Origin of the sequence: Microbispora sp. H10830 (assembly GCF_014161375.1) — a bacterium.
GTDB classification, from domain to species: Bacteria; Actinomycetota; Actinomycetes; order Streptosporangiales; family Streptosporangiaceae; genus Microbispora; species Microbispora catharanthi.
Genome location: NZ_JABBWX010000002.1, coordinates 86,063 through 111,925, shown reverse-complemented (window position 1 = coordinate 111,925; position 25,863 = coordinate 86,063). Strand labels below are relative to the sequence as shown.

The window sequence follows — 25,863 nt, the reverse complement described above, 5'->3', positions numbered from 1 at the left end:
CGTGAACGCTCTCCAGGCCGCCGTCGGATCGCTCGTCTGGCTGCTGGCCGAGTTGGCCGCCGGGTCTTCCGCCCCCGGCGCGCTGACCGCGGTCGGCCTGGCCGGCGTGGCCGTCCTGGTGTTCGCCTGGATGCTCTGCCGGCTGACCGGCGTCCCCGTTCTGCGTCGGGGGCCGGGCAGGGCGTCGTACAACGGTGAGACGGCGATGGTCAGGCTGCGCGATCCCGGCGCGCCTGGCCGTCCCCGTCCCCGCGCACCATCCGGAAGCCCCGCGCTCGCCTGACCGGCCATCCGGTCACGAGCGCTTTCGTCATGCCCTCATCCCTCGGCAGAAGGTCTCAGACGAAAGGCTTCCCATGTTCGACTTCGTGCTCGACCCCGCCTACCGGCTCATCGAGGCACTCAGCCATGTCACCGGCGCCGGGTTCGCGATCGTCCTGGTCACCCTCGCCGTACGGCTGTCGCTGCTGCCGCTGAGCGTCCGCGTCGCCCGTGCCCAGCGGATCAGGACGCGGCTCGCTCCCCAGGTGGACAGGCTGCGCACGCGGTGGAAGAACGATCCGCAGCGGCTCCTGCGTGAGGTGAACGCGTTGTACGCCAAGGAGGGCGTCGGCCAGTTCACCGGCTATCTTCCGGCGTTCGCGCAGTCGCCGTTCTTCATGGTGACCTACCGGCTGTTCACGGCCGCCGTGATCGCGGGCCACCCGAACCTGCTGCTGGCGCAGAGCGTGCTCGGCGTGCCACTGGGGGAGCACCTCGCGGCCGCGGTCGCCGGGGCGGGCCTGGTCAGCCCGCCGGTCCTGGTCTTCGCCGGGCTGCTCGCGCTGCTCGTGGCCGTGGCCGTGATCGCCGCCCGTAGGGTCGAGCCCACGGCGCCGATGCGGCGCATCCAGCTCCTCACACCGTTCTGGACGGTGGCCGTGGCGGTCTTCCTCCCACTCGCGGCGGGCGTCTACCTGCTCGTGAGCAGCGCCTGGACGACGGCCGAGCGGGCCGTGCTCTACCCGCGCACCGCGTGACGCCGGGGGCTGGAATGCTGACGGCATGACCCGTGACCACGTGATCGTGTCCTGGGCGGCCGGAGACACCGGCGGGGACGACCTGCGGGCGCTCCTGGCCGCCTACCACCTGCGGACCGAGGCCGAGAAGGGCGTCCCGGTTGCCGGCCCCGCGCACCTGCCCGAGCGCTATCGGGTGGAGGTCGAGGACCCGGGCGCGGTGTTCGCGGACGACGTCGTGCTGGTCGCGCGCCGCGGGGACGCGGTGATCGGCTGCGTGGTGCTCGCGGCGCCCGTCGAGGGGCGGGCGGAGATCAAACGGCTGTGGGTCGACCTGGGCGAGCGCGGCAGGGGCGTGGCCGGCGCGCTCGTCCGCGCCGCGCTCACCCGGGCGCACGCGACCGGCCTGCGGTCGGTACGGCTGTCGGTGTGGCGCTGGCGGACGACGGCGATCGCCCTCTACGAACGGCTCGGCTTCGTCGTCACCGAGTCGTGGGACTCCCGGGACGACCTGGTCTGCATGGAGCACGCCCTCTAAGGCGGAGGCGGAGGCGGAGGCGGAGCGTAGCGGCGGCGCTCAGCCGACCTCGCGCAGCACCGGGGTTTCGGACAGCTCGGGATGCCCGTTTCGGGCGGGCCACGAGGCGGAGACGACGGCCCAGACAGTGGTCGCCTCCTCCTCGTGCCTGACCCCCCAGCGCTCGGCCAGGTATTCGACGATGCCGAGCCCACGGCCGCCGAGGGACGACAGTGTCGGGCGACCGGCACGGGGTTCCGTATACGCGCCGCCGTCGCTCACGGCCACCTCGACCTGGGTGTCCGAGCAGAGCCACGCCACTTTGAGCTGGCCGGACGGGAGAGGGTGGGCGTGGCGCAACGCGTTGCTCAGCAGTTCGCTCATGATCAGAACGACGTCGTCGACGGCGGTGGCGAGCAGCCCCGCGTTCGAAAGTTCGGCGCTGAGGCGCTGACGTGCGACGGCGACGCTCGACGGTGCGTACGGCAGCATCACGACGCTCGACGCACTCACCTCCCCGTTCCCCCGTTCCTGCTGCACAAGCCAGTACGACCGAAATGCCCCGCTTACTCGGCCGGGAAACCGTGCCCCGGATCACAGCTTGTGCACATTGGACAATAGTTCAGTCCTTAAGTGGTGACGCCACGCTCCGATCTGTCTTATCAGGATGAAGATCCTGCCGAGGTCAACACCAGCCGCATGCGGGTTCCCCCGCCGGATCGCGGCAGCGCGGCGACGTCTCCGCCCTGGGCGCGGGCGAGGTTGCGCACGATGTAGAGCCCGAGCCCGACCCCGCCGAATCTGCGCCGGTTGCCGCTGTCGGCCTGGACGAAGCGCTCGAAGATCCGCTCCCGGTCGCCCGGCGCGATGCCCACTCCCTCGTCGTCCACCACCAGCACGACCCGGTCGTCCTCCGGCCACGCCTCGACCCGGATCAGGCCGCCGTCCGGGGAGTACTTGAACGCGTTCTCCAGGAGCTGGGCCAGAAGGATGTCGGTGGCCAGCGCGTCCCCGTACACGAAGGGGAGATCGGGCGGGATGTCCACCTCCAGCCGGTGCCGGTCGGACAGGACCGGCAGCCCGAGCGTCGCCGCGTGCACCCGGGCGGCCAGGTCGAAGGGCTCGACCCTGACCTTCAGCTCCTCCGCCCCCGCCCGCGCGCCGAGCAGCAGGTGGTCCATGAGCTGCCCGAGCGAGCGGGCGCGCTCGGCGATCGTGTGGACCGCCGACCGCCGCTCCCCGTCGGACAGGTGGTCCCAGCGGGAGTCGAGCGTGCTGGCGAAGCCGTGGACGATCGTGATCGGCGTACGCAGCTCGTGGCTGGTGGTGGCGAGGAACAGGTCCTTGGCCTCCTCCAGTTCCTTGGCCCGGGTCACGTCGCGGAAGTCGACGACGGTCTCCCCCGTCTCCCGGATCTCCGCGCACAGCACGTCGAGCCATCGGCCGGACGGAAGCTGGAAGGTGAGCTTCTCCCCCGGCACGGGCAGCGGGAAGGGCGGCGGCCCCCCGATCACCCGGTCCGCCGGGTGGCCGGTCAACTCGGCCGCCGCGGGGTTCCACCGCACGACCGCGCCCGAGCCGTCCAGCACCGCGATGCCGTCGGCGCTGGCGTCGAAGACGGCCCGCTCGTGGGCGCGCTGCCGCACCGCGTCCTGGTACGCCATGGCGTTGGCGACCGCGATCCCGGCGTGTCCGGCCAGCAGTTCGAGCAGTTCGAGCTCCAGATGGCTCGCCTTACGCCGGGCGAACAACGCGTAGAGCGCTCCATAGGGACGCCCGCCCACGGCGGCGATGCCGACGGCGATCGTGTGCAGGCCGGGCAGACGCGCCCAGATCAGGTCCTGGAAGCCCTCCGGGCCGGTCTCGAGCAGCACGGTCTTGCCGGTGCGCAGCAGCTTGGCGACCAGGCTGGTGTGCAGCCCGGCGGTGGCCCCACGCAGCGTCTCGGGCAACTGGTGGACGCCGACCAGGCGCAGCCGCTCCCCCTCGATGGACACGAAACCGCCGGCGTCGGCGCCGGTCAGCTCGGTCAGGCTCGCGGCGATGCGGTCGAGCACGACGGGCAGGTCGAGCTCGGCGTTGATGTCGCCGACCACGTCGGTCAGCCGCCGCACCAGGCGGGCCCGGCGCACCATCCTGCCGTGCGCGGCGTCGTCGTCCTCGGCGGCGTGGTAGACGCTCACGTATCCGAGCAGGACGCCGCCCGGCGAGCACAAGGCGCTCGTGTCCACCCGCAGGTCGAGCAGGCGCCCGTCGCGGTGGAGGCGCTTGGTGGTCAGCGACACCCGGCCGCCCGCGCGTACGCGTTCGAGCACGGCGTTGTGCTCGGCCATCAGCTCGTCGGGCACGATCGGGGCCCGCCTGCCCAGCAGATCGGACGCGGGCCAGCCGAACAGCCGCTCGGCCGCGGCGTTCCAGCTCACCACGGCCAGGTCGCGGTCGAGTGCGACGATCGCGTCGGGGGAGCCGGCCAGGACCGCGCGTGCGAGGCCCTCCTCGACGTCGCCGAAGACCGCGTCACCGAAGGCCACATCCCCGAAGGCCGCGTCACCGAAGGCCGCGTCACCGAAAGCCGTGACGTCCGCAGCCACGGCGTCCGGGACCGCGGGGGCGAAGTCCGCCGCCCGGCCGTCCACGCTGCTGTCACCCACGTCCCCATCGTGCCTTCTTTCACCTTTTGATCTTGGGGTTTTCCGTCACCTCGCGACCGCTCCGATACGCTGCCTGCACGCAGAGAAGAGAAAGTGGGGCGCCCATGTCCACCGAGGACCTCGAAGCCCTGCTCCGCGTGACCTCGCCGGGCTACGTCGGCGTGGCCCCGCCCGAGGTCGCCTTCGGCACCATGGACGCGCCGGTGGGCCGCCTGGTCCTCGCGGTGACCGCACGCGGCGTGCTGGCCTGCACCTATGAGAACGAGCACGAGGTCTTCGCCCGGGTCTCCCGCGCCGTGGGCTCGTTCATCGGGCCCGACCCGCGCCGCATCGACCCCCTGCGCAGGGAACTGGACGCCTACTTCACCGGCAGGCTGCGCACCTTCTCCCTCTCGGTGGACCTGCGCCTGGTCACCGGCTTCAGCCGTACGGTGATCCAGCTCATGCCGGCCGTGCAGTACGGCAGCGTCACCACCTACCAGGAGATCGCCGAGCGGATCGGCCGGCCGCAGGCGCCACGCGCGGTGGCCAACGCCCTGGCCGGCAACCCCGTCTGCCTGCTCCTGCCGTGCCACCGGGCGGTGGAGGGCCCCGGCTCGCTCGGCGGGTACGCCGGCGGCCCGGCGGCCAAGGAGCACCTGCTCCGCCTGGAAGGCGCCCTCTGACCCACCTGGACTCCACCTGGACTCCACCTGGACGACGGTGCCGTCAGGGGCCTTTAGAAGATCACAAGTAAGCCTTTAGCCGCGCTCGACAGGCTCCTTCCGCGTCGGCACACCGGACTCGTGCCGCCGCGGCTCTCCAGCCGTGGGCGGGTTCTCCGGGCATGCCGCCGTTTCAAATGAAAGGTGGTGAAAAGCATGTCTGTTCGCATCGACGACCTCAACGGGGACGCCGAGCTGCCGGAGGACTTCCTGGACGACATCGTCGGCGGGTTGCCGCCGCTGCAGGGCCCCGAGTGCGCCTGGGTGTCCTCCTCCCTCGGAGGCGGGAACGGCGACCCGATGGACGTCCGCATCTGACGGTTGAACCAGCACGGCGGCGTGACCGGGCGCCCGGTCACGCCGTCCCCTCGACGAGGACAGTAAGTTGATCTTGATTCTCAGCGCCGCGGACGACGCGTCGGTCGAGATGGTCGTCCCGCATCTGCGGGAACGCGGGGCGGAGTTCCTGTGGTGGGATCCGGGCGACTACCCGGCCGAAAGCACGATCACCTCGCGCCTCAGCGGCGGACCCTGGCGGCACACACTGCACATCGGCGGCAAGACGTACGACACGTCCCGCTTCAGCGCCGTCTGGAACCGCCGGCCCTCTCCGCCCCGGGCATCGGAGTCGGTGACCGACGCCGACCATCGGCGGTACGTCGAGAAGACCGCGCAGATCCTGCTGTACGGCTGGGAGGACACCCTCGACGCCCGCTGGTTTCCCGGCCGGACCATCGACGTCATCCGACTGCAGAACAAGCTGCTCAACCTCGCCGCGGCGGCCCGGCTCGGCTTCACCACGCCGGAGACGCTCGTCACCAACGACCCCGAGGGACTCATCCCGTTCTGGGAGGAGGCGGGAGGCGAGCTGATCGCCAAGCAGGTGGAGTACGTCCCGTTCCACATCGTTGGCGAGGAGCACGTGTTCTACACCACGCCGGTCACCCGGCGGCACCTCACTCATCGGCACCGGCTCGGTGCTTCCCCGGTGATCTTCCAGCCGTACGTGGATAAGGCGATCGAGCTGCGGATCACGGTCGTGGGGGACCGGGTGTTCGCCGCCGAGATCCACTCCCAGGGATCGCGGACGACCCGGTACGACTACCGCCACTACGAGCGCAGCTTCTCGGCGTACGGCATCCATCGGCTGCCGGAGGACGTGGAGCGCCGTTGCCTTGCGCTGACCGCCTCGCTCGGCCTGCCGTACGGCTGCATCGACATGATCCTCACCCCCGACGGGCGGTACGTGTACCTGGAGATCAACCCCACCGGCCAGTGGGGCTGGATCGAGTCGGCCACCGGCCTGCCCATATCCGCGGCGATCGCCGACTGGCTCGTCGCCGCCGAACCCGCCCCCGGGCCCGAGACCACGATGGAAACCGCATGACCGTTCCCACCGAGGAGATCTCCTTCGCCGGCGTCCTCGCGGGGGCGGTGGAGCTGCTGCGCGGCCTGCCGCGTACCCGTGACGGCGTGGCGGCGGCCCGGCGCGCGGCCGAGCGCTGGCGGGCGGACCACCCGGACGTGCGGGCCCAGCTCGTGACCGACGTACGGCCGGGCAGCCCCATCGTCGACTACGACCTGGTGCTCGGCCATCCGGCGGGCGGGACCGTGGCGCTGACCGCCCCGGCCGACGACGGCGTCCCCTGGACGGTGGACCACTCCACTCATTGGGCCTCGGGACGGGTGCTGACCGTCGACGGCCGGGAGCTGCTGATCCAGAACGCACTGCTGACACTGCGCGCCCGCGCCGAGCGGGATCCGGCCGTGCAGGAGGAGCTGGTCGACCACTGCGTCCTGGAGGACCTGATCGCGCGTGAGCCCGAGCCGGCCCCGGAGGAGCTGCAGGAGGCGTCGGACGCCTACCGGCTGCGGCGCGGGCTGCGCACCCGCGAGCGGATGCTGCGCTGGCTCGGCGAGGTCGGGCTCACGCAGGAGGCCTACGACAATCACATCCACGGGCTCGCCCTGAAGCGGCGGGTGCGGGCGCGGATCGAGCGGGAGACCGCGCGGGATTACCTGGAGCGCCATCCCGAGGAGTTCGACCAGGTCTGGGCGGTATGGGCTACGGGGAGCGCGGAGCGGCTGGCCGGCCTCGCCGCGTCGGGGGAACCGTTGGCGGCTCTCGGCACGGCCGTGCTGTCGCGGGGGGACCTCGATGTGACGGCGGCTGTCCGGGTCGCCCGTGAACTGCCGGAACCGCTCAGGGACGCCGCGGCCGGCGCGGCCGTGGGGCCGGCGTCGTATGGCGCCGGGCACCTGTTAGGGGTGATACGCGAACGGCGGCCGGCGGACCTCACGGACCCGGCGACGCTGGCCGCCGCGGGACGGGCGGGCTTCGCCGCGTTCATGGCGGCGCGCCGCGCGGCGGCCGAGATCACCTGGCACTGGCTCTGAGCGGCACGAGGCGACGCCGTGAGCAGCACGAGGCGACGCCGATGACCGCGTCGTCCCCGACGCCGGTGCCGGATCCCGACCGCACCCGGCCCGTGTCCCCGCGGCTGTCCCCGCGGCTGTCCCCGCGGCTGTCCGCGGGAAAACGGGAGGACCCCCGGGCGCACCCGCCGCCGGGCCCGCCGCGCGAGCCGGGCCTCCCCGCCTCCGGACAGGAGCGCGGTGTCTTCCGGGAGGAGGCGCTGCGGCGGCACGCCGTACGCAGCCGGGAGCCGCGCGTGCCGATCGTGCTCCGCGGGCCGTCCTTCCTGCTGTTGTGGATCGCGGTGGCCGTGCTGGCGGTCGCGGGAACGGTCGTGGCGGTGCTGGTGTCGGAGGCGGCCCGGTGAGGCGTGTCCCGGTGGTGCTGCAGAACACGCCCACCGAGTGCGGCACCGCGTGCCTGTCCATGGTGCTGTCGCATCACGGCCACCGCGTCACGCTGACCGAGCTGTCGGAACGCCTCGGTGTCGGCCGCGACGGGCTGAGCGCCCGCGCGCTCCTCCAGGGCGCCCGTGAGCATGGTCTCAAGGCGCGGGGGTTCTCGCTCGATCCCGAGGACCTGGCCCGGGTGCCGCTTCCGGCCGTCGCGCACTGGGAGTTCAACCACTTCGTGGTGGTCGAGCGGTGGTCGGTCGACCGGGTGGACATCGTCGATCCCGGGCAGGGGCGGCGACGGCTGACCCAGGAGGAGTTCTCCGCCGCGTTCACCGGGGTGCTGCTGGTCTTCGAGCCGGGGGAGGGGTTCCAGCGCGGGTCGTCGTCGCTGGCGAGCGCGTGGCGGCGGGAGTTCGTGCGCACGTTGCTGCGGCGGCGGCGCGGCCTGCTCGTGCAGGTCATCGCGGCCTCGCTGCTGCTGCAACTGCTGGGGCTTGCCATGCCGCTGCTGACCGAACTGCTGCTCGACACGGTCATCCCGCGCGGCGCCTCCGACCTGCTGCCCCTGCTCGGCGTGGGCGTGCTGCTGGCGGGGGCCGCCCAGCTCGTCCTGGCCTACCTGCGCGCGGCCCTGCTGGTGGCCGTACGCGCCCGCGCCGACCGGGAGCTCACCGAGGGGGTGGTCGCCCACCTGGTGGCCCTGCCCTACCGGTACTTCACCCGGCGCGGCACCGGTGACCTGGTGACCCGGGCCACCAGCGTCACGACGCTGCGCGAGCTGCTCACCGGGCAGATCGTCACCGCGCTCCTCGACGGGCCGCTCGCCGTCGGCTACCTGGCGCTGGTCTACCTGCGCGACCCCGTCTTCGGGGCGGCGCTGACCGGCGTGGTCGCGCTGCAGTCGGCGCTGCTCGCGGCCACGTCCCGCCGCGTGCACCGGCTGGCGCAGCAGGAGCTCGCGGCGCTGTCGGCCTCGCAGAGCAGCCTCATCCAGACGATCAGCGGAATCGAGACGCTGAAGGCGTCGGGCGCGGAACGCAGGGCGATGGACCAGTGGTCGTCCCACTTCGCCCGGCAGCTCGACGCGGACGTGCGCAGCGGGCTCACCCACGGCCTCCTGGAGGCCGCGCTGTCGGCGATCCGCGTGATCACCCCGCTCGGGCTGCTGTGGCTCGGCGCCTGGCGGGTGCTGGACGGGCAGCTCAGCACGGGCGCACTGATCGCGCTCAACGCCGTCGCACTGGCCGCGCTGACCCCGCTCGCCTCGCTGATGACCGGCCTGCAGAGCCTCCAGCAGGCGGGCGCGCACTTCGACCGGCTGACCGACATCCTCGCCTCCGCCCCCGAGCCGAGCCAGGGCATCGAGGTGCTGCGCCTGCGCGGGGCGATCGAGCTACGCGACGTCGGCTTCCGGCACGACCCGCGCGGGCCGTGGACCGTACGCGGCGTGTCGGTGACGATCCGCCCGGGACAGAAGGTCGCCCTGGTGGGAGCGTCCGGCTCGGGCAAGAGCACGCTGGCCCGGCTCCTGCTGGCGCTGCACACCCCGGTCGAGGGCGAGATCCGCTACGACGGCGTCCCCGCCGCCGAGCTGAACCTGGGCACGCTGCGCCGTCAGTTCGGGGTGGTCACCCAGGATGTGGCGCTGTTCAACGGCTCCATCCGGGACAACATCGCGCTCAACGACCCCGACGCGCCGCTGGAGCGGATCATGCAGGCCGCCGGGCTGGCGGCGCTGCACGACGAGATCATGGCCATGCCCATGGGATACGAGACCATGCTGACCGACGGCGGCGGGCTGTCCGGCGGCCAGCGGCAGCGCCTGGCCCTGGCCAGAGCCGTGCTGGCCCGGCCCAAGGTGCTGCTGCTGGACGAGGCCACCAGCAACCTCGACAGCGCCACCGAGGCCGCCGTCGAGGCCAACCTCGCCTGGCTCCCCCAGACCCGGATCGTCATCGCCCACCGGCTGAGCACGGTCAGGGACGCCGACCTCATCCTCGTCCTCGACTCAGGACGCGTCGTGCAACGCGGCACCCACCGCGGGCTGATGGCCCAAGGCGGCACTTACGCGGCCCTCGTCGCGGCCGACCTGCGCTCGCGATAGCCCTCAGCCGGCCCGGCGCAGGGCGTCGGCAGCGGCGACGGCGCGGTCCCGCCACAGGCTGAGACCCGCCCTGCCCGCGAGCCGTGCGAGCCTGGCGTGATGCCGCGCCGCGGCGGCGTCGTCCCCCATGGCCGAGGCGAGCATCGCCAGGAACCAGTCCACCGGCCCCAGGAAGGCGATCGCGGCTCCGACCGAGATCCGTCCCTTGTAGGGCAGGAGGGCGGAGTACGTGTCCGCGCAGGCGTGAGCGTCGCCCACCGCCGCCTGCGCGGCGCCCTGCAGACAGGTGAAGGTCAGCCACGACCAGTCGCGCGGCGCCGGCCGCCACCCGTCGGCGACCAGGTCGCGCGCCTCTTCCCTTACCACCTGGGCTTCCCTTCCACCCTGTGTTTCCCTTCCACTTTGGGCTTCCCTTGTACCCGGGCCGCACCGCAGGAGGACGCGGAGCGCCTGGTCGGCGCAGGGGTTGGCGCCGGCGACCGAGTCGATCAGGGGCTCCGCCTCGCCCATCGTCCCCCTGTCGTGCGCGAGGAGGATGCGTCCCAGGGACACGACGGATCCCGCGTACCACATGCCGAGGCGTCCGGCCTGCCGGTCGAGGTCGGCGTAGAGGGCCTCGGCGTCGTCGTACCGTCCGCAGAGCGTGAGCCGCCCCGCCCGCCACATCGTGTGCTGGAAGCGCGGCCAGGGCAGCGGCATGCGGGCCAGCATGGCGTCACACCGGGCGGCCGCCCCGTCCGCTCCCGCGACGTCGAACACCTCCATGCGACGATAGGTCCACATCATCTGCGCGAGCAGCTCGAATTCGGGCGTCCGGGTCTTCTGGCCCAGGTCTTCCAGTTCCCTGGCGATCTCCCGCGCCTCCTTTATGTAGATCGAGCTGGGGATCGACAGATAACGGGCGTTGAGCGCACGCATCAGCAGATGCGGGTCGCCGAGCCTGCGGGCCGTCTCGACCGCCTGCGCGGAGTGGGCGTGGCAGCGCGGGTCGTCCGACCCGTCGTACAGCTCCTGGGCCAGCCCGCCGAGCAGCCGCGCCCGCTCGGGGGCGGCGGCCTCGGGCATGGCGTCCAACGCACGCTCGAACCGGTGCACGAGCTGGAGTTCGACCTCCTCGTACGGATTGCGCAGGTTCCAGATCGAGGGGGCGTCCAGCGCGGTGAGCACCCGGGCGGCCAGCAGGGGCCCGTGGGGACCCGCCACCCGGTCGGCCACCCGTAACGCCCGCGCCCGCACGCTTCTGGCGGCCAGGGCGTCGCCGGCGTCGAGCAGGGCGCGGGCCTGCCGCAGCAGCAGATCGACATGGTCGGCCGGTTCGCCGGCCGCGGCCCCGTGCGCCTCGACCGCACGGCCCCACCAGGTGGCCGCCTCCTCGTAGGCCAGGCGGAGGCCCGACTGCTCGGCCATCGCGGCGGCCCAGTGCGCCGCCTCCGCGTACGCCGCGGGCCCGGCCTGGATCGCGTGATGGGCGATGACGGCGACGTCGGCGCAGGGCCGGTCGACCAACGCGTTCATCACCTGCCGGTGGATGACGGCCCTGCGCAGCGGCGGAATCTCCCGCAGGAGGGTCTCCCGCACCAGGTCGTGGGCGAAGCCCATCCGGCGCCCGGCGACGACGACCAGGCCGGTCCGCACGGCCTGGTCCAGCAGGTCGTGCACGGGCGCCGCCCACACCTCGCCCACCATCCCGGGATCGAAGTCCCTGCCGATCACCGCGGCGATCTCGAGCACCTCGGCGACCGGCGGATCCAGCGCCGCCAGCCGCTGGTGGATCAGGCCGGCCACCGCGTCGGGCACCGTGTCCAGCGAACGGCCCTGGGCCAGCAGCCGGGCCGTCTCACGGACGAAGAACGGGTTGCCGCCGGTGCGCCGGGTCAGCAGGTGAGCGGTGCGCTCGTCGACCTCCGCGCCCACGGTCTCGGCGATGGCCCGGATAGCCGGGGTTTCGAGGCCCGCGAGCCGGATGCGGAGCAGGTTGTATCGGGCGAATCTCGCGAGCACGTCGTCGAGCGGACCGGCCCGGGCGGTGTCCCGGAACGCGGTCACCAGTGTGAGCGGGACATGCTCCGCCGACCCGCCGACGAGCACCGTCACATCGCGCAGCAGTCCCAGGGTCGCCGGGTCGGCCCACTGGAGGTCGTCCAACATGATCACGATCGGCCGCTCCCCGGCGGCGGCGCAAAGCCAGTCGGCGACGGCCTGATGACGCCGCTGACGCGCGCCCTGTGCCGACCCCTGTGCCGACCCCTGTGCCGACCCCTGCGGGGCCTTCTCGTCGAGCAGCCCGGCCAGGGCCTCGGGGTCGGGAGCCGGATGGACACGCTCCAGCGACCTCAGGATCTGGATCCACGGCCGCAGCGGCAGGGCGCTCTCGAGATCGTGACAGCTCCCCCAGAGGGTCGGGTGTCCCCTCTCCGCGCACCGGTCCCTGAACGCCTTCAGCAGCCAGGTCTTGCCGATGCCCGGTTCCCCGGTCACCGCGATCGTGCTCACCCCGGCGCCGAGCATCGACTCCATCTCCGCGAGTTGCCAGTCACGCCCGTGCGGCGAGCGCGCCTTCTCTGAGGCCGGCCGAGCGGACGCGGGTGCGGCGGACCCGCAGGGAACGGTGCGAGACGGTGTGGTGAGAGACGGTGTGGTGAGAGACGGGGCCTGCCGCAGGATGTCCTGCTCCAATGCCCGCAGTTGCGGACCAGGATCGAGCCCGAGCTGATCGGCGATGAGGCTCCTGGCACGCCGCAACGTGGCCAGCGCGTCCGCCTGGCGACCGGCCCTGTAGTACGCGAGGGCCAGCAGCCACCACAGCCGTTCGCGCAGCGGATGCTCCCCGGCCTCGGCCTCCAGGTCCTGGATCACCGCCTCGGGCCGACCCAGGTCGAGCTCCGCCTGGGCGCGGCGCTCGACGGCGACCAGGCGTAGCTCGCAGAGACGGTTCACCTCGGTGACGGCCCACAGCTCGCCCGCGAAGTCGGCGTACGGCAGGCCGTGCCAGAGCCCCAGCGCCTCGTCGAGCAGCGCGAGTGCCCGGGCGGGCGGCCGGCGTTCCGCGTCGGCGACGAGCCCGCCGAACCGCAGTGCGTCGACGTCCGGGGTGGCGAGCAGATAACCGGGGCGTTTGGCGACGAGGAGCCGGGGAGGGGTCCGCGGCGCCCGCTGCGGTTCGATCACACGACGCAGGTTCGACACGTAGACGTGGATCGACTCGAGTGCGGTGGCCGGTGGCGTGCCGCGATAGAGGTCCTCGATCAACGTGTCCGTGGAGACGACCGCGCCCCCGGCGAGCACCAGCCGGGCCAGGACGGCCCGCTGCCGCGGGCCTCCGACACCGACCGGCACCTCGCCGTCCCGGACTTCGAAAGGACCCAGAACCCGGAATTCCACTGCCCCCACGGCCTCTCTGCCGGTGAAGGCCGGCGCGGGCCTTCCCTGGGCGGCAGTCTTGAGGCGTCGTCTTGCAACTCACTTGCCTGTGGGTGAGAAGCCGATGCGGGTGAGAAGCCGACGCGGGTGAGAAGCCGACGCGGGTGAGAAGCCGACGCGGGGGGAAGCCGAGCGCCCTAACGGCGCGACCGCAGGCGGCGGCCCGGGAGGGACAGCGCCACGGTCACCAGCCCGGCGACGAGGAACGCGGCGAGCGCCGCGTTCATCCACGGCTGGTGGACGAACCCGAGGGCGAGGCGGACCTCGGTCCAGATCCCGTCCCACCAGCCGACCGTCGGCGTGGAGGTCACGATCCAGTACGCCGCGAACCCGAGGATCCACGGCACGATCATGAGCCAGCGGGAGGGGGCGTCCTCGGCCGTGTTCCACCGGGCGGCCCCGCCGAGCACGAAGTAGTCCACCACGAGCACGGCGAACATCGGCACGAACACGGCCCCGATCACGCTCAGGAACGCGCCGTAGGAGTTCACGTCGGCGAACAGCGCGATCAGCGTGGTGAGCACGCCGATCACGACCGAGATGACCCGGCGGTCCCAGCGCGGCGCGAGGTTCTGGATCGACACCGTCGTCGAGTAGACGTTCGCGAACGACTGGTCGGCCTCGCGCAGCACCAGGATGCCGAAGAACACGACCCCGAGAGGGGCGGCCACGAACGGGTCCCACACCTTGTCCCCGTCGTTGCCGACCAGGGCGAGCGCGGCGATGCCGAGGGCCAGGCAGGCCACCTGGGCGATCGTGTATCCCGCGACGACACCGGTGAACGCCGCGCCGCTCGACCGCGAGTGCCTGGCGTAGTCCGCGGCCATCGGCACCCACGACACCGACAGCGCGATGACGTAGTCGACGGCGGGGGCGAAGGCGTCCCAGGAGCCGCTCCCCACGGACGGCCCCTGCCGGAACAGGGCGACCGACAGCCAGATCATCGCGATCACCACGCCCGCCGTGACGTACCGCCGCAGCAGCCGCAGCGCGCCGAGCGGCCGGATCGTCAGCGCGATCGTCAGCGCGCCCGCCACGACCGCCCACACCGCGTACGGCACCGCCGGGCCGAACAGCGCCTGCGCGCCGTTGGCGATGACCCACAGCTCGAAGGCGCCCCAGCCGAGCATCTGCACGATGTTCAGCACGGTCGGGATGTACGAGAGGCGGGCCCCGAACAGGCCGCGCAGCAGCACCATCGCGGGCCGCCCGGTGCGTACGCCGGGGATCGCGGCAAGGCCGACCATCGCCGTCCCGAGCAGGCTGCCGACGACGGCGGCGAGCACCGCCGCGGTGAAGGTCAGCGGCTTGCCGCCCAGCGGGTCGAGCAGGAACAGCGCCCCCGAGAAGCCGAGGAGGCTGACGCCGAGGTTGGCCCAGAAGGCGCCCTGGTCGAGCACGCCCAGGGTCCTCGGAGCCTCCTCGTCAAGAGTGAGCGGAACCTCCGCGTACGCGTCGTCGACGACGGCAGAAGTCATCACACGCTCCCTACGCCGGCATTATCCGGACAGGTTCATGCGGTCGGCGGCACGATGTGGATCCGCCCTCTCAGCCCGGTCACGCCCGAGCTCCCGCGGGTATTGATGATGTCTTGGGGATTATGACACTTCTTTGACCGTTTTCCTACGCCGCCCCCGTCCCTACGCCACGTAAGGCGCCTCCCCGGTCTCGCTCACCATCGGACGCCCGACGGCGGCCCAGGACCGCATGCCGCCGTCCACGTTCACGGCGTCCCTGCCGATGTGGTTGAGCCACATCGCGGCGTGCGCCGACCGGCCGCCGACCCGGCAGACCACGTACACCGGCCGGTCGTGCGGCACCTCGTCGACCCGCACCTGCAGTTCGCCGAGCGGGATGTGGACGGCGCCGGGAGCGTGGCCGGCCACCCACTCCTCGTGCTCGCGGACGTCCAGCAGGTACGCGTCTTCGGGCAGTGCCTCGGGGGCGATTTCCGGCAATGTCATGCGCCCATTCTGACGGCACACCGCCGATGCCCGGGCCCATGCGGCGAGCTGTGACCCACGGTGATCCGCGGGCCGCATCGACACGGTCGCGCGTTACCCAAACTTCCCTATCCCTCCCTTATTCACGTATGTTAGAGAGCGATAAATGACAATCGAGGCCGCCATGTGCGGTCCTCTCCGGCGGGAGGCCGACGGTGAACGATGTGGTGCGGCGCGCGGCCGGCGGCGCGGGCGTCATGACGATCTACAAGTCCGAGGCCGGTCGGCGCGAGCTCCTCGACCACTACCGGCGGGTGCTGGACGCCTGGCCGATCCCGGCCGAGCACGTACGGGTGCCGACTCGCGAGGGCGAGACCTTCGTTCACGCCTGCGGCCCCTCGGACGCGCCGCCTCTCGTGCTGCTGCACGGCTCGGGCGCGAACGCCTCGATGTGGCGGGGAGACGTCCCCACCTGGTCCCGGCACTTCCGCACGTACGCCGTCGACCTGGTCGGCGAGCCGGGCCTGAGCGCGCCCTCACGCCCCGCCCTGGACTCCGACGCCGTGTCACTCTGGCTCGACGACGTGCTGCGGGGGCTCGGGATCGCCGACGCCGCGTTCGTCGGCACCTCCCTCGGCGGCTGGACGGCCCTGGACTACGCCATCCGCCGTCCGGAACGAGTGACTCGACTGGCCCTGATATGCCCTGGCGGCGTGGGGCGGCAGAAGGTCGGCTGGATCTTCAAGGCCCTGCTGACCGGCCCGTTCCGACGTGGTGGACTACGCGAGTCGGCGATGGCCGTCGCGGGCCTCGACGGGGAGAGGGACCGGCAGGCCCTCGACGCCGTCGTCCTGACGTTCACGCACTTCAACCCGCGCAGGGAGAAGCTCCCGGTGTTCCCCGACGACGCGTTGCGGGGCCTCACCATGCCCGTACTCGTCATCGCCGGCGACCGCGACGCCATGATCGACTCTCGCCAGACCGTGCGGCGCGTCCGTGAGTGCGTTGCGCACGCGACCGTGAACCTGCTCCCCGGGACCGGTCACGCCATCTTCGGCCAGGCCGAGCCGATCGCCGAGTTCCTCCGGGCCTGACGTGAACCCACCGAAGGTGGGGTCGCTCTCGCAGACCTACTTGAGCAGGCGCGACAGGCGGCGGTCGGCCAGCGGCTTGCCGCCGGTCTGGCAGGTCGGGCAGTACTGCAGCGACGAGTCGGCGAACGACACCTCCCTGATCGTGTCGCCGCACACCTCGCACGCCTCGCCCGTACGGCCGTGCACGCGCAGGCCCGACTTCTTCTCCGACTTGAGGTCCTTGGCGGCCAGCCCCCTGGCCCGCCCGACCGCGTCCCGCAGCGTGCTCACGATCGCGTCGTGCAGGTCGGCGACCTGGCCGTCCGTCAGCGTTCCGGCGATCTTGAAGGGGGACATCTTCGCGACGTGCAGCACCTCGTCGGAATAGGCGTTGCCGATGCCCGCGATCACCTTCTGATCCCGCAGCAGGCCCTTGATCTGCGCGCGGCTCCCGCCCACGATCGTCTTGAGCAGGTCCGGCGTGAAGCCCTCGGCCAGCGGGTCGGGCCCGAGCCCGGCGACGCCGGGAACGTCCTCCGGATCGCGCACCACGTAGACGGCCAGGCGCTTCTGCGTGCCCGCCTCAGTCAGCTCGAACCCGGGGGCGCGGCCGTCCTCGCCCGGCGACAGCCGCACCCGCACCGCGAGCGGGCCTTTGCCCGGCCGCACCGGTTTCGCGCCGGTGAGGTCGTCGCGCCAGCGCAGCCAGCCGCCGCGGGCCAGGTGGGTGACGAAGTGCAGGCCGTCGCAGTCGACGTCGAGGAACTTGCCGTGGCGCGCCACGCCGGTGACGAGCAGTCCGGCGAGCGCGGTGACGGGCGGGTCGACGGTCTTGAGCGCCTGGAAGGCGGTCACGTCGACCCCGGCGACGGCATGGCCGACGGCGTGCTCGCGAAGGAACTCGGCGAGCGCCTCGACCTCGGGCAGCTCCGGCATGCCCTCACACTAACCCGGCCGGTCAGGGGACGTCCCAGAACGCGAGTTCGTGCTCCATGCCGCGGACGAACAGCTCCCGGGCGCGTGCCGGGTCCGGAGCCGCCTCGTCGATCATGACGGCGATGCGCGCGGTGAGGGCGGCGAACCCGGGGTCGGCGTAGGTGTCCACCCAGGCCCGATAGCGCGGTTCGGCGGGCGGGTCGGCGGCCAGGATCCGGCCGAGCGTCGAGTAGCCCCACATACAGGGATAGAGAGCCGCCAGCCCCTCGCCGTAGTCCGCCGCCGACTCCAGCAGAAACGAGGTGTACGCCGCGCAGGCCGGGCCCTTCACCGCGCCGTCGAGGTCGGCGCCGAAGCCGGCCGCCAGCGACCGGTGCAGGTCGAGCTCGTCGTGCCACGTCGCGTACGCCAGGTCGACCAGGTCGCCGAGGTGGGCGTCCGGAGCCTGCCAGGCCAGCCGCGAGAACACCCGGACGTAGTCGAGCAGGAACAGGTAGTCCTGCTCCAGCCATGACCGGAAGACCGCCTCGGGCAGGTCGCCCGCCGAGATGCCGCGTACGGTCGGGTGCGCGAGCTGGGCGTCCAGCATCGGCCGCCCGATGGCGTGCAGGTCCGCAGAGATTCCCATAAGGGCTCATTGTGGCCGTAATCCGCGAGTTAGGCTCGACTGCGTGACACTGACGATCGCCGAGGAAGTGCTGCTGCTGGCCTACCGGGAGGACACCGGCAAGCCGATCATCGGGTCGGTGGAGCTCGACTGCGCCCTGGCCGGGGCCCTGCTCGCGGATCTGGCCGTACGCCGCCGGGTGGACCTCGACGGCGCGAAGGTCGTGCCCGTCGATCCCGCCCCGGTGGGCGATGAGGAGCTGGACGCGGCGCTCACCCGCATCGCCGAGGAGCGCGGTCCGCGTAAGGCCGACTGGTGGGTGGGCAAGCTCCGCGCGGGCAGGCTGCGCAAGCGGCTGCTGACCCGTCTGGCCGCCCGGGGCGTGCTGAGCGAGCAGGAGGGCAAGATCCTGGGGATCTTCCCCACCACGCGCTATCCCGAGCTCGACCCGAGCCACGAGCAGGGCGTGCGGGAGCGCGTCCAGAACGTGCTGGCCGGAGCCGAGCCGGACGAGCGGACGGCGGTCCTGATCGCGGTCATGCACGCGGCCAAGCTCGACCGCAAGGCGTTCCCCGACGCGCAGAAGGGCCGGGTCAAGGAGATCGCCGAGGGACAGTGGACCGCCGAGGCGGTCCGCAAGACGATCGCCTCGATCCACGCCGCCGTGGCCGCCGCCACCACCGCCGCGACGGTCGCCGCCACCGCGGGGAGCTGACCCCTGCCGCTCGTGCCGCGCACGTCGTGCGCCCGCGCGAGCGGCGGTCCCCCTACTTGGTGATGACGTCCTTGGGCACCTGCTTGTCGGCTGCGAGCGCCTCGAACAGGCGCAGCGCCTTCTGGGTGTCCCACTTGACCACCGCCTGGCCGCCGATCGTCGGCAGCGAGCCGATCGGCACGGCGGTCGCGACGGGCCCCTCGCGCATGGCCATGCCGACCGACAGCAGGTCGAACAGGCCGCTGCCGGGGTCGACGGAGACCGAGTCGGCCGCGCTCAGCGCCAGCGGGACCGAGGTGAACGGGTTGATCAGCGTGCCCGGGCTCGCCGCCTTCTGCACGACGGCCGAGAAGAACTGGCGCTGCCGCTGGGTGCGCTCGAAGTCGGGGATGGCGCCGGTGGCCCTGGTGCGCACGTAGCCGAGCGCGGTGCCGCCGTCCATGTCCTGGCAGCCCTTCTTCAGGTTGATCCCGGCCTTCGGGTCCTTGATGTCCTGCTTCACGCAGATGTTGACCCCGCCGATCGCGTCCACGATGCCGACGAACCCGCCGAAGCCGATCTCCATGTAGTGGTCGATCCGGATGCCGGTCACCCGCTCGACCGTCTTGGCCAGCAGCTCCGGGCCGCCGAAGGCGTACGCCGCGTTCAGTTTGCCGCTGCCGTGCCCCTCGATCGGGACGTACGAGTCACGGGGCAGGCTGACCAGGGTGGGCCGGCCGCTCTCGGGGATGTGCAGCAGCATCATCGTGTCGGTGCGCTTGCCGACGGCCTTTCCTGTGGCCAGCTTCTTGCGCTGCGCGGCCGTCAGGCCCGCCCGGCTGTCGGACCCGACCAGCAGCCAGTCCTGGCCCGGCGTCTCGGCGGGCCGCCCGTCGTAGTCGGTCAGCGACTCGACCGGCCGGAGCCGGGAGCCGATCCAGAAATATCCGGCGACGGCGGCGACGAGCAGGAGCACGACCACCACGACCACGACCCGCAGGACGATCCTGCCGGTCCGGCGCGGTCCGCGTCCGCCGCCGCGCACGGAGCCGTCGCGGCCCGTCGGCCCGCCGCCCCCGCCGTGCGGGGCGCCTTCCTGGTCCCCGGCCTCGTGCCTGCTCCCGCCGAGCGGGCGGACCGGGGCGCTGCCGGGACGGGGCTTGCCGTACACCTTGGACCGGGCGCGGGGGACCGTGTCCTCCCTGCCGGACTTCGCCGGAGCCGCCGGCTGAGGCTGTGCCGCCCGGGGCGGGGCAGCCGGGGGCGGTGCTGCCGGGGGTTGGGCCGCCGCACGCCGATAGGCGCGGGTCGCCTCGTCCTCGTCGGCCACGTGAACCCCCAGCCCTCAGCGTCCTTGCGACTGCTTTGACCGCAGCGGCGAAAGTCTTTGCCGATGCGTCCCCTTCTTCACGGTACCCAGACGCCCTCTAAGCAGTCAGTAAAGGCTGCCGGGAAACACAGGAGAGATTCCAGCCGTTACGGTGGTATACCACCACGCGAAAGGATCGTCGTGTCCGTTCCGGACCCCTGGAGTACCTGCCCGTGCCCAGGCACGGGATCTCATGATCGCACGGCGGGCGCCCGATGAGCGCCGCCCTCGGCCTCCTGGCCGTCCTCCTTCTCACCCTGGCCACCGGATTCTTCGTGGCGCAGGAGTTCGCCTTCGTGGCCGCCGACCGGGGCACCCTTCGCGAGCAGGCGGCGGCCGGCGACGGCGCGGCGCGCCGGGCCCTCGACATCACCGGGCGGCTGTCGTTCATGCTCTCCGGCGCGCAGCTCGGGATCACCGTCACCACCCTGCTGGTGGGCTTCATCGCCCAGCCCGCGATCGCCGGCGTGCTGCGCGGCCCGCTGGAGGCCGCCGGGCTGCCCGGCTCGGCCGTCCCCGGTGTCGCGGTGGCCCTCGGCGTCGCGATCGCCACCGTCGTGCAGATGATCCTCGGCGAGCTGGCCCCCAAGAACCTCGGCATCGCGCGGCCCGAGGACGTCGCGAAGGCCCTCTCCCGCCCGACGCACGTCTATCTCGTGGTCACCGGGCCGGTCATCCGCCTGTTCGACGCCGCGGCCACCCGCCTCGTGCGCCTGTTCGGCATCGAGCCCGTGGAGGAGCTCGAACACGGCGCCACCCCCGAGGAGCTGTCGCGCATCGTGACGGAGTCGGCCGCGGCCGGCGAGCTGCCGCCCCGGCTGGCCGACACGCTGGAGCGTGCGCTGGAGTTCGGCGACCGTACCGCCGAGGACGTCATGGTCCCCCGCCCGCGCGTGGTCTCGCTGCGCGCCGAGTGGCCGGTCGACGAGTTCCTCGACGCCCTGCGCACGCACGGTCACTCCCGCTATCCGGTCCTGGGCACCGACGCCGACGACGTCGTCGGGGTGGCCGGGCTGCCCGAGTATCTGAAGGCCGGCTCTCCCTCCGCCGGGCTCGTCGGCGGCATCACCCGCGCGCCGCTGCTGGTCCCCGCGACCCTGCCGCTGCCCGAGCTGCTGCGACGGATGACCTCCGCCGGCGAGACGTTCACCTGCGTGATCGACGAGTACGGCGGGCTGGCCGGCGTGGTGACGCTGGAGGACCTGGCCGAGGAGCTCGTCGGCGAACTGGTGGACGAGAACGACCCCGAACCGCTCGGCGTCGTACGGCAGGGCGAGGGCGTCTGGGACGTGCCGGGCACCCTCCGCCTCGACGAGGTCGAGCGCGCCACGCATGTACGGCTACCCGAGAGCGAGGACTACGAGACCGTGGCCGGTCTCGTCCTCGCGCTCCTCGGCCGGATGGCCGAGCCCGGCGACCAGGTCGTCTCCCCCCTCGTGCCCGAGCCCCATCTCTTCGACGACGAGGACGACGACGCCGAGCGGGCCGTGCTCACGGTCCTGAGCGTGCGCCGCCGTGTCCCCGAGTGGGTGCGGGTGTCGACGCAGGCGCCGGCGGACGCACCGGCCGAGGCGCCGGCGGACGCGGATGCGGAGGAGCGTCCGGAGCGGGAGAAGGCCCGCGCGGCGGCCCGCGGCGCGGGCGGCGCCGACTACGCCCCCGAGCTGTTCTCCGCGCTGTTCCAGGGCAGGCCCGCATGAACTCTCTCACCGGCGTCCTGCTCGGCATAGTCCTGCTCGCCGTCAACGGGTTCTTCGTCGCGGCCGAGTTCGCCCTGGTCTCCGCCCGCCGCCACCGCCTGGAGGAGATCGCCGTCAGCGGCGGCCGGCTGGCCAAGGTCACGGCCCGCGCCGCGGTCAGGGGCGGGCGCGAGCTGTCGCTCATGCTCGCCGGGGCGCAACTCGGCATCACACTGGCCTCCCTGGGCCTCGGCATGGTCGCCGAGCCCTCCATCGAGCATCTGATGGAGCCGGTGCTCACGCTGCTGCCGGAGACGCTGCGCACCCCCGTGGCGTACGTCGTGGCGCTCGCCCTGGTGACGTTCCTCCACATGGTCGTCGGCGAGATGGCGCCCAAGTCGCTGGCGCTCACGCACCCCGAGCGCGCCGCGATGGGGCTGGCGCTGCCGTTCCGCAGCTTCGCCTGGCTCGTCCGCCCGATCCTGGCCCTGCTGAACGCGCTGACCAACGGCATCCTGCGGCTGGCCGGCGTGCGGCCCCGCGACGAGCTGGCCACCACCCGCACACCCCGCCAGCTCGCCATGCTGGTCGCCGAGTCGGGCCGGATGGGCATGCTCGACCGCGACGAGCACGACCTGCTCACCCGCGCGCTGCGGGTCCACTCCCAGCCGGTCGAGCGGCTGATGGTGCCCGTCGGCGAGGCGTCCTCGGTGCCCGCGAACGCCGACGACCTGCTCGTACGCCGGACGGCCGCGCGCGGCGGGAGCCTGCGCATGCTGGTCGTCACCCCCGACGACGTGGTCGGCGTGCTCCACGTGCGCGACGCGGTCCTTCAGCCGGGACACAGGGCCGGCGAGCTGGCGACCCCCGTCCCCCGCATGGCGAAGGACACCACGATCTCCGACGCCGTGACCCTGCTGCAGGAGGCCCGCGCGCAGCTCGGGCTCGTCACGGACGCCGGCGGCACGCCCGTCGGTGTGATCGATCTCACCACTCTGGTCGGCGAACTGCTCGTCGCCTGACGACTGTGTCTCCCGCTTCGCTCATCGGGGCGCTTAGACCCGCCGGTCGTGCCGGAGGCCCGCCGGGGAACACTGCCCTCGTCGCGGGAGCGGCGCGCCCGTCGCGTGAGCGGGCGCGCCGACCTGGGACGCCACGGCGCGGCCCCGCGCCTGCGGCTTCACCGAAAATCTTCCATCGCGAGACCCCTGTGCTCACGAACTGGGACAGAAGGTAAAGGTCGCCCCTGCAAGCGCGGGGAAAGTGGTTTGAAAGGCGGCCTCCTGAGAATGTGCAGTGCGCGACGGAGGGGCCCCGATGTTCGGGGCCCCCGCCGCGACATCGCCAGGAGGGCCCGTGCCGTACGGGCCGGGAGGGGAGGCCGGACGTGGAGGCTTCGCTTGCGTCCATGCGAGGCTGCCCACCTGTGCGGGGATCGCAGGAGATGATCCCCCTCGGCGGTGCGAAGAAAGAACCCCGCCGGGTCGGAGACTTCCTTCCAGCCAGGCGAGGTTGCTCATCTGCCCGGGGGTTCCAGGGGGTTGCCCCCCTGGGCGATACAAAGAGAAAGCCTCACGGGAGGGAAGCTTTGCTTCCGACCACGCGAGGCTGCTTTCTCGTGGGCAAGGGGGGAGTTGAACCCCCACGTCCTTTCGGACACACGGACCTGAACCGTGCGCGTCTGCCATTCCGCCACTTGCCCTTGCGGTTGGCCCCCATCTCTGGGTGCCTGGAAAGGTTAGCACGTATCCGCCCGTGCTTACGAACCCGGATACGATCCTTCTAAACGACGATGCGAAGGGGCTCAGTGCAGCACCGGAGCGGTCGCGACCATAGGGGCAATGGAAGGGAGGTATCCGGTGGGAGTCCTTCAGCGCTTCGAGCGCAGGCTCGAAGGGTTGGTTGAAGGTGCCTTCGCGCGGGCGTTCAAGTCCGATCTCCAGCCGGTCGAGGTTGCCAGCGCCGTGCAGAGGGAGATGGACGAGCGCGCCGCGATCGTCGCTCAGGGTCGCACGCTCGTGCCGAACGACTTCGTGGTGGAGCTGTCGACGACCGACAGCGAGCGGCTGGAGGTGTACGCCGACAGCATCGGCCACGAGCTGGCCACTCTCGCACGGGAGTACGCCAAGGAGCAGGGCTACTCGTTCGTCGGCCCGGTGCGGGTGCGTTTCGAGACCGCGGACGACCTCGCGGTCGGGCTTTTCCGCATCCGGTCGGGGGTGATCCGGGGCGCCACGGTCGAGCAGGACGAGATCCGTCAGCCGCCGAGCGACGTTCCGGCCGGCCGCCCCAGCGCGTTCCAGGGCCGCCCCCGGCTGCTCGTCTCCACCCAGGACGACCCCCAGGGCCAGCGCTCGTACGAGCTGACCACACCGGTCACTTTGCTGGGCCGCGGAACCGATTGTGATCTTCGGCTGGTGGATCCCGGCGTATCACGGCATCATGCCGAGCTAAGAGTGGAAGGGCCGCAGGTCGTGCTCGTGGACCTGGGGTCGACCAACGGCACCTTCATCAACGGCCAGCCGGTCCGCAGGATCGAGATGCAGGACGGGACGAGGGTGACGCTCGGCCGCACGACACTGGTGTTCAGGCGCGATTAGAGGTAGACAAACGGTCCATGTCCGAGCTAACGCTGCTGCTGATCCGGCTCGCCTTCCTGGCGGTGCTGTGGTTCTTCGTGATCGCCGCGGTCGGCGTCATCCGGACAGACCTGTTCGGTCCGCGTACGGCTCCCGCGCCCACACGCAAACCGGTCAAGCAGCCCCGACAGGTTTCCAAGCCCAAGAAGGGTGAACCCCGCCAGCTGATCGTCACCGGTGGCCCCCTGCAAGGGACCATCATCAACCTCACGGAGACGCCAATCACCATCGGCCGGGCGAACGACGCCACGCTGGTTCTCAGCGACGACTACGCTTCGAGCCGGCACGCCCGGCTCTTCCCCCAGGACGGCCAGTGGATCGTGGAGGATCTCGGCTCCACCAATGGCACGTACCTCGAACGCTCTAAAGTGACCCGCCCGACCCCGGTGCCCCTCGGAGTTCCGATCCGCATCGGCAAGACCGTCATCGAATTGCGCAAATGACCATCGCACTCCGCTACGCCGCTCGCTCGGACGTCGGGCTCCTCCGTGAAGGCAACGAGGACTCGGCGTACGCCAGCGGCCGCCTGCTGGCCGTCGCAGACGGCATGGGCGGGCATGCCCACGGCGAGGTGGCCAGTTCGGTCGCCATCGCCGCATTGTCGTCCCTCGACCGGGACGCCTCCGGCGGTGACCTGCTCAGCGCCATCGAGGCGGCGGTCCGGGACGCCAACCACCAGCTGCACGCGATGGTGGCCCGGGACCCCAGCCTCAAGGGCATGGGCACCACCCTCACCGCGATGCTCTGGAGCGGCTCACGCTTCGCGCTGGTCCACGTGGGCGACTCCCGCGCGTACCTGCTCAGGAACGGCGAGCTGTACCAGATCACGCACGACCACACGCTCGTGCAGTCACTGGTGGACGACGGGCGGATCACCCAGGAGGAGGCCGCCAACCATCCCCAGCGCTCGATCCTGCTGCGCGCGCTGGACGGGAGCGGCGAGGTCGATCCCGACCTGCAGGACCGGGAGGCCCAGGTGGGCGACCGTTACCTGCTGTGCTCGGACGGCCTGTCCACGGTGGTCAGCGCCGAGACCCTGCACCACACCCTGACCACGATCGACGATCCCGAGGACGTCGTCCGGCAGCTCATCGACCTCGCCAACCGGGGCGGCGGGCCGGACAACATCACCTGCGTGGTCGCCGACGTGATCGAGGTGGACGACCTGCAGCCGCCCCCCGGGGTGGCGGCGGTCGTCGGTGCGGCCGGCTCCGGCCGGGTCCGCTCGGCGCCGCCCGACACCCCCGCGGGCCGGGCCACCACGGTCACCGCGCCCCAACCCGTGCTCACCGACGACGATCTGGACGACGAACCCGTGCGCGAGGCCCAGGCCTCCGCGCGGCGTTCGCGCAAAGGCCGATCGGGTCCGAAAGTGGCCGTCGGGGTGCTGGTCGTCGCCGCCGCGCTCGGGGTAGGCGGCTATTTCGGCTACCAGTGGACCCAGAGTCAGTTCTACATAGGCGCCAAGGGAGACGAGCTCGTCGTCTTCCAGGGCGTCGACGCGGAGGTCGGGCCTGTGTCCTTCAAGAAGGTCGCCTACACCGACCACGTACGCGTCTCGTCGCTGCCGGCGGTGCAGCAGGACCAGGTCCGCAGCGGCATCCCGGTCGACAACCTGCAGACCGGGATAACCAGGATCAAGAGCTTCGGCGACTCGGCGACGCCCACGCCGGACGCCAAGTCGACGCCGACCCCCACGAGGTCCAGTAAGTGACTGC

The 25,863-nt window shown here is 72.0% G+C and carries 24 protein-coding genes, 1 tRNA gene and 1 riboswitch; of the genes, 16 read left to right on the top strand and 9 right to left on the bottom strand.

The features are described 5' to 3' along the window. Window position 1: 1 nt before the first annotated feature. From HHX35_RS05305 to HHX35_RS05295, 3 genes are all read left to right on the top strand, one after another. Window positions 2-283 (top strand): DUF6412 domain-containing protein, encoded by a 282-nt coding sequence (locus tag HHX35_RS05305; protein WP_041952892.1) that lies wholly within the window; start codon window positions 2-4, stop codon window positions 281-283. 73 nt (window positions 284-356) lie between these two features. After that, window positions 357-1,019, top strand: coding sequence for a membrane protein insertase YidC (locus HHX35_RS05300; RefSeq protein WP_182897858.1), 663 nt, complete (start codon window positions 357-359; stop codon window positions 1,017-1,019). Window positions 1,020-1,044: 25 nt separating this feature from the next. Further along, window positions 1,045-1,536 carry a GNAT family N-acetyltransferase gene (locus HHX35_RS05295; RefSeq protein WP_182897857.1) on the top strand — a complete coding sequence of 164 codons (492 nt, stop codon included), beginning with the start codon at window positions 1,045-1,047 and terminating at the stop codon, window positions 1,534-1,536. A 39-nt stretch (window positions 1,537-1,575) separates the two neighbouring features. Here the strand turns inward: HHX35_RS05295 and HHX35_RS05290 are convergent, their stop codons facing one another. Continuing rightward, window positions 1,576-2,028: an ATP-binding protein gene (locus tag HHX35_RS05290; protein WP_310738906.1), complete on the bottom strand. Its 453-nt coding sequence runs from the start codon at window positions 2,026-2,028 to the stop codon at window positions 1,576-1,578. A gap of 149 nt (window positions 2,029-2,177) precedes the next feature. Continuing rightward, window positions 2,178-4,046, bottom strand: coding sequence for a PAS domain S-box protein (locus HHX35_RS05285; RefSeq protein ID WP_182898384.1), 1,869 nt, complete (start codon window positions 4,044-4,046; stop codon window positions 2,178-2,180). 224 nt (window positions 4,047-4,270) lie between these two features. On the opposite strand from HHX35_RS05285, the gene HHX35_RS05280 reads away from it, so the two are divergent. The 6 genes from HHX35_RS05280 to HHX35_RS05255 all read left to right on the top strand — a co-directional run bounded on the left by HHX35_RS05280 (window position 4,271) and on the right by HHX35_RS05255 (window position 9,785). After that, entirely contained in the window at window positions 4,271-4,831 is a 561-nt protein-coding gene (locus tag HHX35_RS05280; RefSeq protein WP_041952895.1) for a methylated-DNA--[protein]-cysteine S-methyltransferase, read from the top strand. 195 nt (window positions 4,832-5,026) lie between these two features. Next, complete coding sequence (locus tag HHX35_RS05275) at window positions 5,027-5,188, top strand: hypothetical protein (protein WP_182897856.1); 162 nt, start codon at window positions 5,027-5,029, stop codon at window positions 5,186-5,188. A 67-nt stretch (window positions 5,189-5,255) separates the two neighbouring features. Continuing rightward, the gene (locus HHX35_RS05270; RefSeq protein WP_052400091.1) at window positions 5,256-6,257 is read left to right on the top strand and encodes an MvdC/MvdD family ATP grasp protein; all 1,002 of its coding nucleotides are present in this window, start codon (window positions 5,256-5,258) and stop codon (window positions 6,255-6,257) included. Further along, entirely contained in the window at window positions 6,254-7,267 is a 1,014-nt protein-coding gene (locus HHX35_RS05265) for a TIGR04500 family putative peptide maturation system protein (protein WP_182897855.1), read from the top strand. Before HHX35_RS05270 ends, HHX35_RS05265 begins: the two co-directional genes overlap by 4 nt. A 41-nt stretch (window positions 7,268-7,308) precedes the next feature. Then, complete coding sequence (locus HHX35_RS05260) at window positions 7,309-7,653, top strand: hypothetical protein (protein ID WP_182897854.1); 345 nt, start codon at window positions 7,309-7,311, stop codon at window positions 7,651-7,653. Continuing rightward, a complete protein-coding gene (locus tag HHX35_RS05255; RefSeq protein WP_052400092.1) occupies window positions 7,650-9,785 on the top strand; it encodes a peptidase domain-containing ABC transporter in 2,136 nt (711 codons plus the stop codon). The genes HHX35_RS05260 and HHX35_RS05255 overlap by 4 nt, the downstream gene beginning before the upstream one ends. A 3-nt stretch (window positions 9,786-9,788) precedes the next feature. Here HHX35_RS05255 and HHX35_RS05250 read toward each other — a convergent pair whose 3' ends face one another. The 3 genes from HHX35_RS05250 to HHX35_RS05240 form a co-directional block, all read right to left on the bottom strand. Beyond that, window positions 9,789-13,121, bottom strand: a complete 3,333-nt coding sequence (locus tag HHX35_RS05250) for a BTAD domain-containing putative transcriptional regulator (RefSeq protein ID WP_182897853.1) — start codon at window positions 13,119-13,121, stop codon at window positions 9,789-9,791. Between the two features lie 221 nt (window positions 13,122-13,342). Further along, on the bottom strand, window positions 13,343-14,683 hold the full coding sequence (locus tag HHX35_RS05245; protein ID WP_182897852.1) for a cytosine permease: 1,341 nt from the start codon (window positions 14,681-14,683) through the stop codon (window positions 13,343-13,345). Then, window positions 14,674-14,790, bottom strand: a riboswitch (TPP riboswitch). It overlaps the preceding gene by 10 nt. A gap of 55 nt (window positions 14,791-14,845) precedes the next feature. Next, window positions 14,846-15,169 (bottom strand): rhodanese-like domain-containing protein, encoded by a 324-nt coding sequence (locus tag HHX35_RS05240; protein WP_182897851.1) that lies wholly within the window; start codon window positions 15,167-15,169, stop codon window positions 14,846-14,848. A 194-nt stretch (window positions 15,170-15,363) separates the two neighbouring features. Here HHX35_RS05240 and HHX35_RS05235 point away from each other — a divergent pair, with 194 nt between their 5' ends. Further along, complete coding sequence (locus HHX35_RS05235) at window positions 15,364-16,242, top strand: alpha/beta fold hydrolase (RefSeq protein WP_310738905.1); 879 nt, start codon at window positions 15,364-15,366, stop codon at window positions 16,240-16,242. A 36-nt stretch (window positions 16,243-16,278) separates the two neighbouring features. On the opposite strand, the gene HHX35_RS05230 is transcribed toward HHX35_RS05235, so the two are convergent. Together HHX35_RS05230 and HHX35_RS05225 are read right to left on the bottom strand one after the other, a co-directional pair. Continuing rightward, complete coding sequence (locus HHX35_RS05230; protein ID WP_041952900.1) at window positions 16,279-17,157, bottom strand: Fpg/Nei family DNA glycosylase; 879 nt, start codon at window positions 17,155-17,157, stop codon at window positions 16,279-16,281. Between the two features lie 22 nt (window positions 17,158-17,179). Further along, entirely contained in the window at window positions 17,180-17,785 is a 606-nt protein-coding gene (locus tag HHX35_RS05225) for a TenA family protein (RefSeq protein ID WP_041952901.1), read from the bottom strand. A 43-nt stretch (window positions 17,786-17,828) separates the two neighbouring features. Between HHX35_RS05225 and HHX35_RS05220 the strand changes: the two genes are divergently transcribed. Further along, window positions 17,829-18,479, top strand: coding sequence for a GPP34 family phosphoprotein (locus HHX35_RS05220; protein ID WP_182897850.1), 651 nt, complete (start codon window positions 17,829-17,831; stop codon window positions 18,477-18,479). A gap of 52 nt (window positions 18,480-18,531) precedes the next feature. On the opposite strand, the gene HHX35_RS44505 is transcribed toward HHX35_RS05220, so the two are convergent. Further along, window positions 18,532-19,788 (bottom strand): LCP family protein, encoded by a 1,257-nt coding sequence (locus HHX35_RS44505; protein ID WP_310738904.1) that lies wholly within the window; start codon window positions 19,786-19,788, stop codon window positions 18,532-18,534. A gap of 254 nt (window positions 19,789-20,042) precedes the next feature. Here HHX35_RS44505 and HHX35_RS05210 point away from each other — a divergent pair, with 254 nt between their 5' ends. Next, window positions 20,043-21,527 carry a hemolysin family protein gene (locus HHX35_RS05210; RefSeq protein WP_182897849.1) on the top strand — a complete coding sequence of 495 codons (1,485 nt, stop codon included), beginning with the start codon at window positions 20,043-20,045 and terminating at the stop codon, window positions 21,525-21,527. Next, complete coding sequence (locus HHX35_RS05205; RefSeq protein ID WP_139579642.1) at window positions 21,524-22,528, top strand: hemolysin family protein; 1,005 nt, start codon at window positions 21,524-21,526, stop codon at window positions 22,526-22,528. Before HHX35_RS05210 ends, HHX35_RS05205 begins: the two co-directional genes overlap by 4 nt. A 597-nt stretch (window positions 22,529-23,125) precedes the next feature. Here HHX35_RS05205 and HHX35_RS05200 read toward each other — a convergent pair. Continuing rightward, window positions 23,126-23,208 (bottom strand) — tRNA-Leu (locus HHX35_RS05200). A gap of 157 nt (window positions 23,209-23,365) precedes the next feature. On the opposite strand from HHX35_RS05200, the gene HHX35_RS05195 reads away from it, so the two are divergent. Genes HHX35_RS05195 through HHX35_RS05185 form a run of 3 tightly spaced genes read left to right on the top strand, consistent with a single transcriptional unit; the run spans window position 23,366 to window position 25,859 of the window. Continuing rightward, window positions 23,366-24,106: a DUF3662 and FHA domain-containing protein gene (locus HHX35_RS05195; protein ID WP_041952905.1), complete on the top strand. Its 741-nt coding sequence runs from the start codon at window positions 23,366-23,368 to the stop codon at window positions 24,104-24,106. A gap of 17 nt (window positions 24,107-24,123) precedes the next feature. Then, window positions 24,124-24,588: an FHA domain-containing protein gene (locus tag HHX35_RS05190; protein ID WP_041952906.1), complete on the top strand. Its 465-nt coding sequence runs from the start codon at window positions 24,124-24,126 to the stop codon at window positions 24,586-24,588. Next, window positions 24,585-25,859 (top strand): Stp1/IreP family PP2C-type Ser/Thr phosphatase, encoded by a 1,275-nt coding sequence (locus tag HHX35_RS05185; protein ID WP_041952907.1) that lies wholly within the window; start codon window positions 24,585-24,587, stop codon window positions 25,857-25,859. Before HHX35_RS05190 ends, HHX35_RS05185 begins: the two co-directional genes overlap by 4 nt. Window positions 25,860-25,863: the final 4 nt, after the last annotated feature.

Excerpts from the sequence above, each read along its gene's own strand:
- HHX35_RS05260 (WP_182897854.1), top strand. The coding sequence starts at position 7,309 with ATGACCGCGTCGTCCCCGACGCCGGTGCCGGATCCCGACCGCACCCGG.
- HHX35_RS05240 (WP_182897851.1), bottom strand. The coding sequence starts at position 15,169 with ATGACATTGCCGGAAATCGCCCCCGAGGCACTGCCCGAAGACGCGTAC.
- HHX35_RS05265 (WP_182897855.1), top strand. The coding sequence starts at position 6,254 with ATGACCGTTCCCACCGAGGAGATCTCCTTCGCCGGCGTCCTCGCGGGG.
- HHX35_RS05295 (WP_182897857.1), top strand. The coding sequence starts at position 1,045 with ATGACCCGTGACCACGTGATCGTGTCCTGGGCGGCCGGAGACACCGGC.
- HHX35_RS05245 (WP_182897852.1), bottom strand. The coding sequence starts at position 14,683 with ATGACTTCTGCCGTCGTCGACGACGCGTACGCGGAGGTTCCGCTCACT.
- HHX35_RS05225 (WP_041952901.1), bottom strand. The coding sequence starts at position 17,785 with ATGGGAATCTCTGCGGACCTGCACGCCATCGGGCGGCCGATGCTGGAC.
- HHX35_RS05190 (WP_041952906.1), top strand. The coding sequence starts at position 24,124 with ATGTCCGAGCTAACGCTGCTGCTGATCCGGCTCGCCTTCCTGGCGGTG.
- HHX35_RS05205 (WP_139579642.1), top strand. The coding sequence starts at position 21,524 with ATGAACTCTCTCACCGGCGTCCTGCTCGGCATAGTCCTGCTCGCCGTC.
- HHX35_RS05300 (WP_182897858.1), top strand. The coding sequence starts at position 357 with ATGTTCGACTTCGTGCTCGACCCCGCCTACCGGCTCATCGAGGCACTC.
- HHX35_RS05275 (WP_182897856.1), top strand. The coding sequence starts at position 5,027 with ATGTCTGTTCGCATCGACGACCTCAACGGGGACGCCGAGCTGCCGGAG.
- HHX35_RS05230 (WP_041952900.1), bottom strand. The coding sequence starts at position 17,157 with ATGCCGGAGCTGCCCGAGGTCGAGGCGCTCGCCGAGTTCCTTCGCGAG.
- HHX35_RS05280 (WP_041952895.1), top strand. The coding sequence starts at position 4,271 with ATGTCCACCGAGGACCTCGAAGCCCTGCTCCGCGTGACCTCGCCGGGC.
- HHX35_RS05210 (WP_182897849.1), top strand. The coding sequence starts at position 20,043 with ATGAGCGCCGCCCTCGGCCTCCTGGCCGTCCTCCTTCTCACCCTGGCC.
- HHX35_RS05185 (WP_041952907.1), top strand. The coding sequence starts at position 24,585 with ATGACCATCGCACTCCGCTACGCCGCTCGCTCGGACGTCGGGCTCCTC.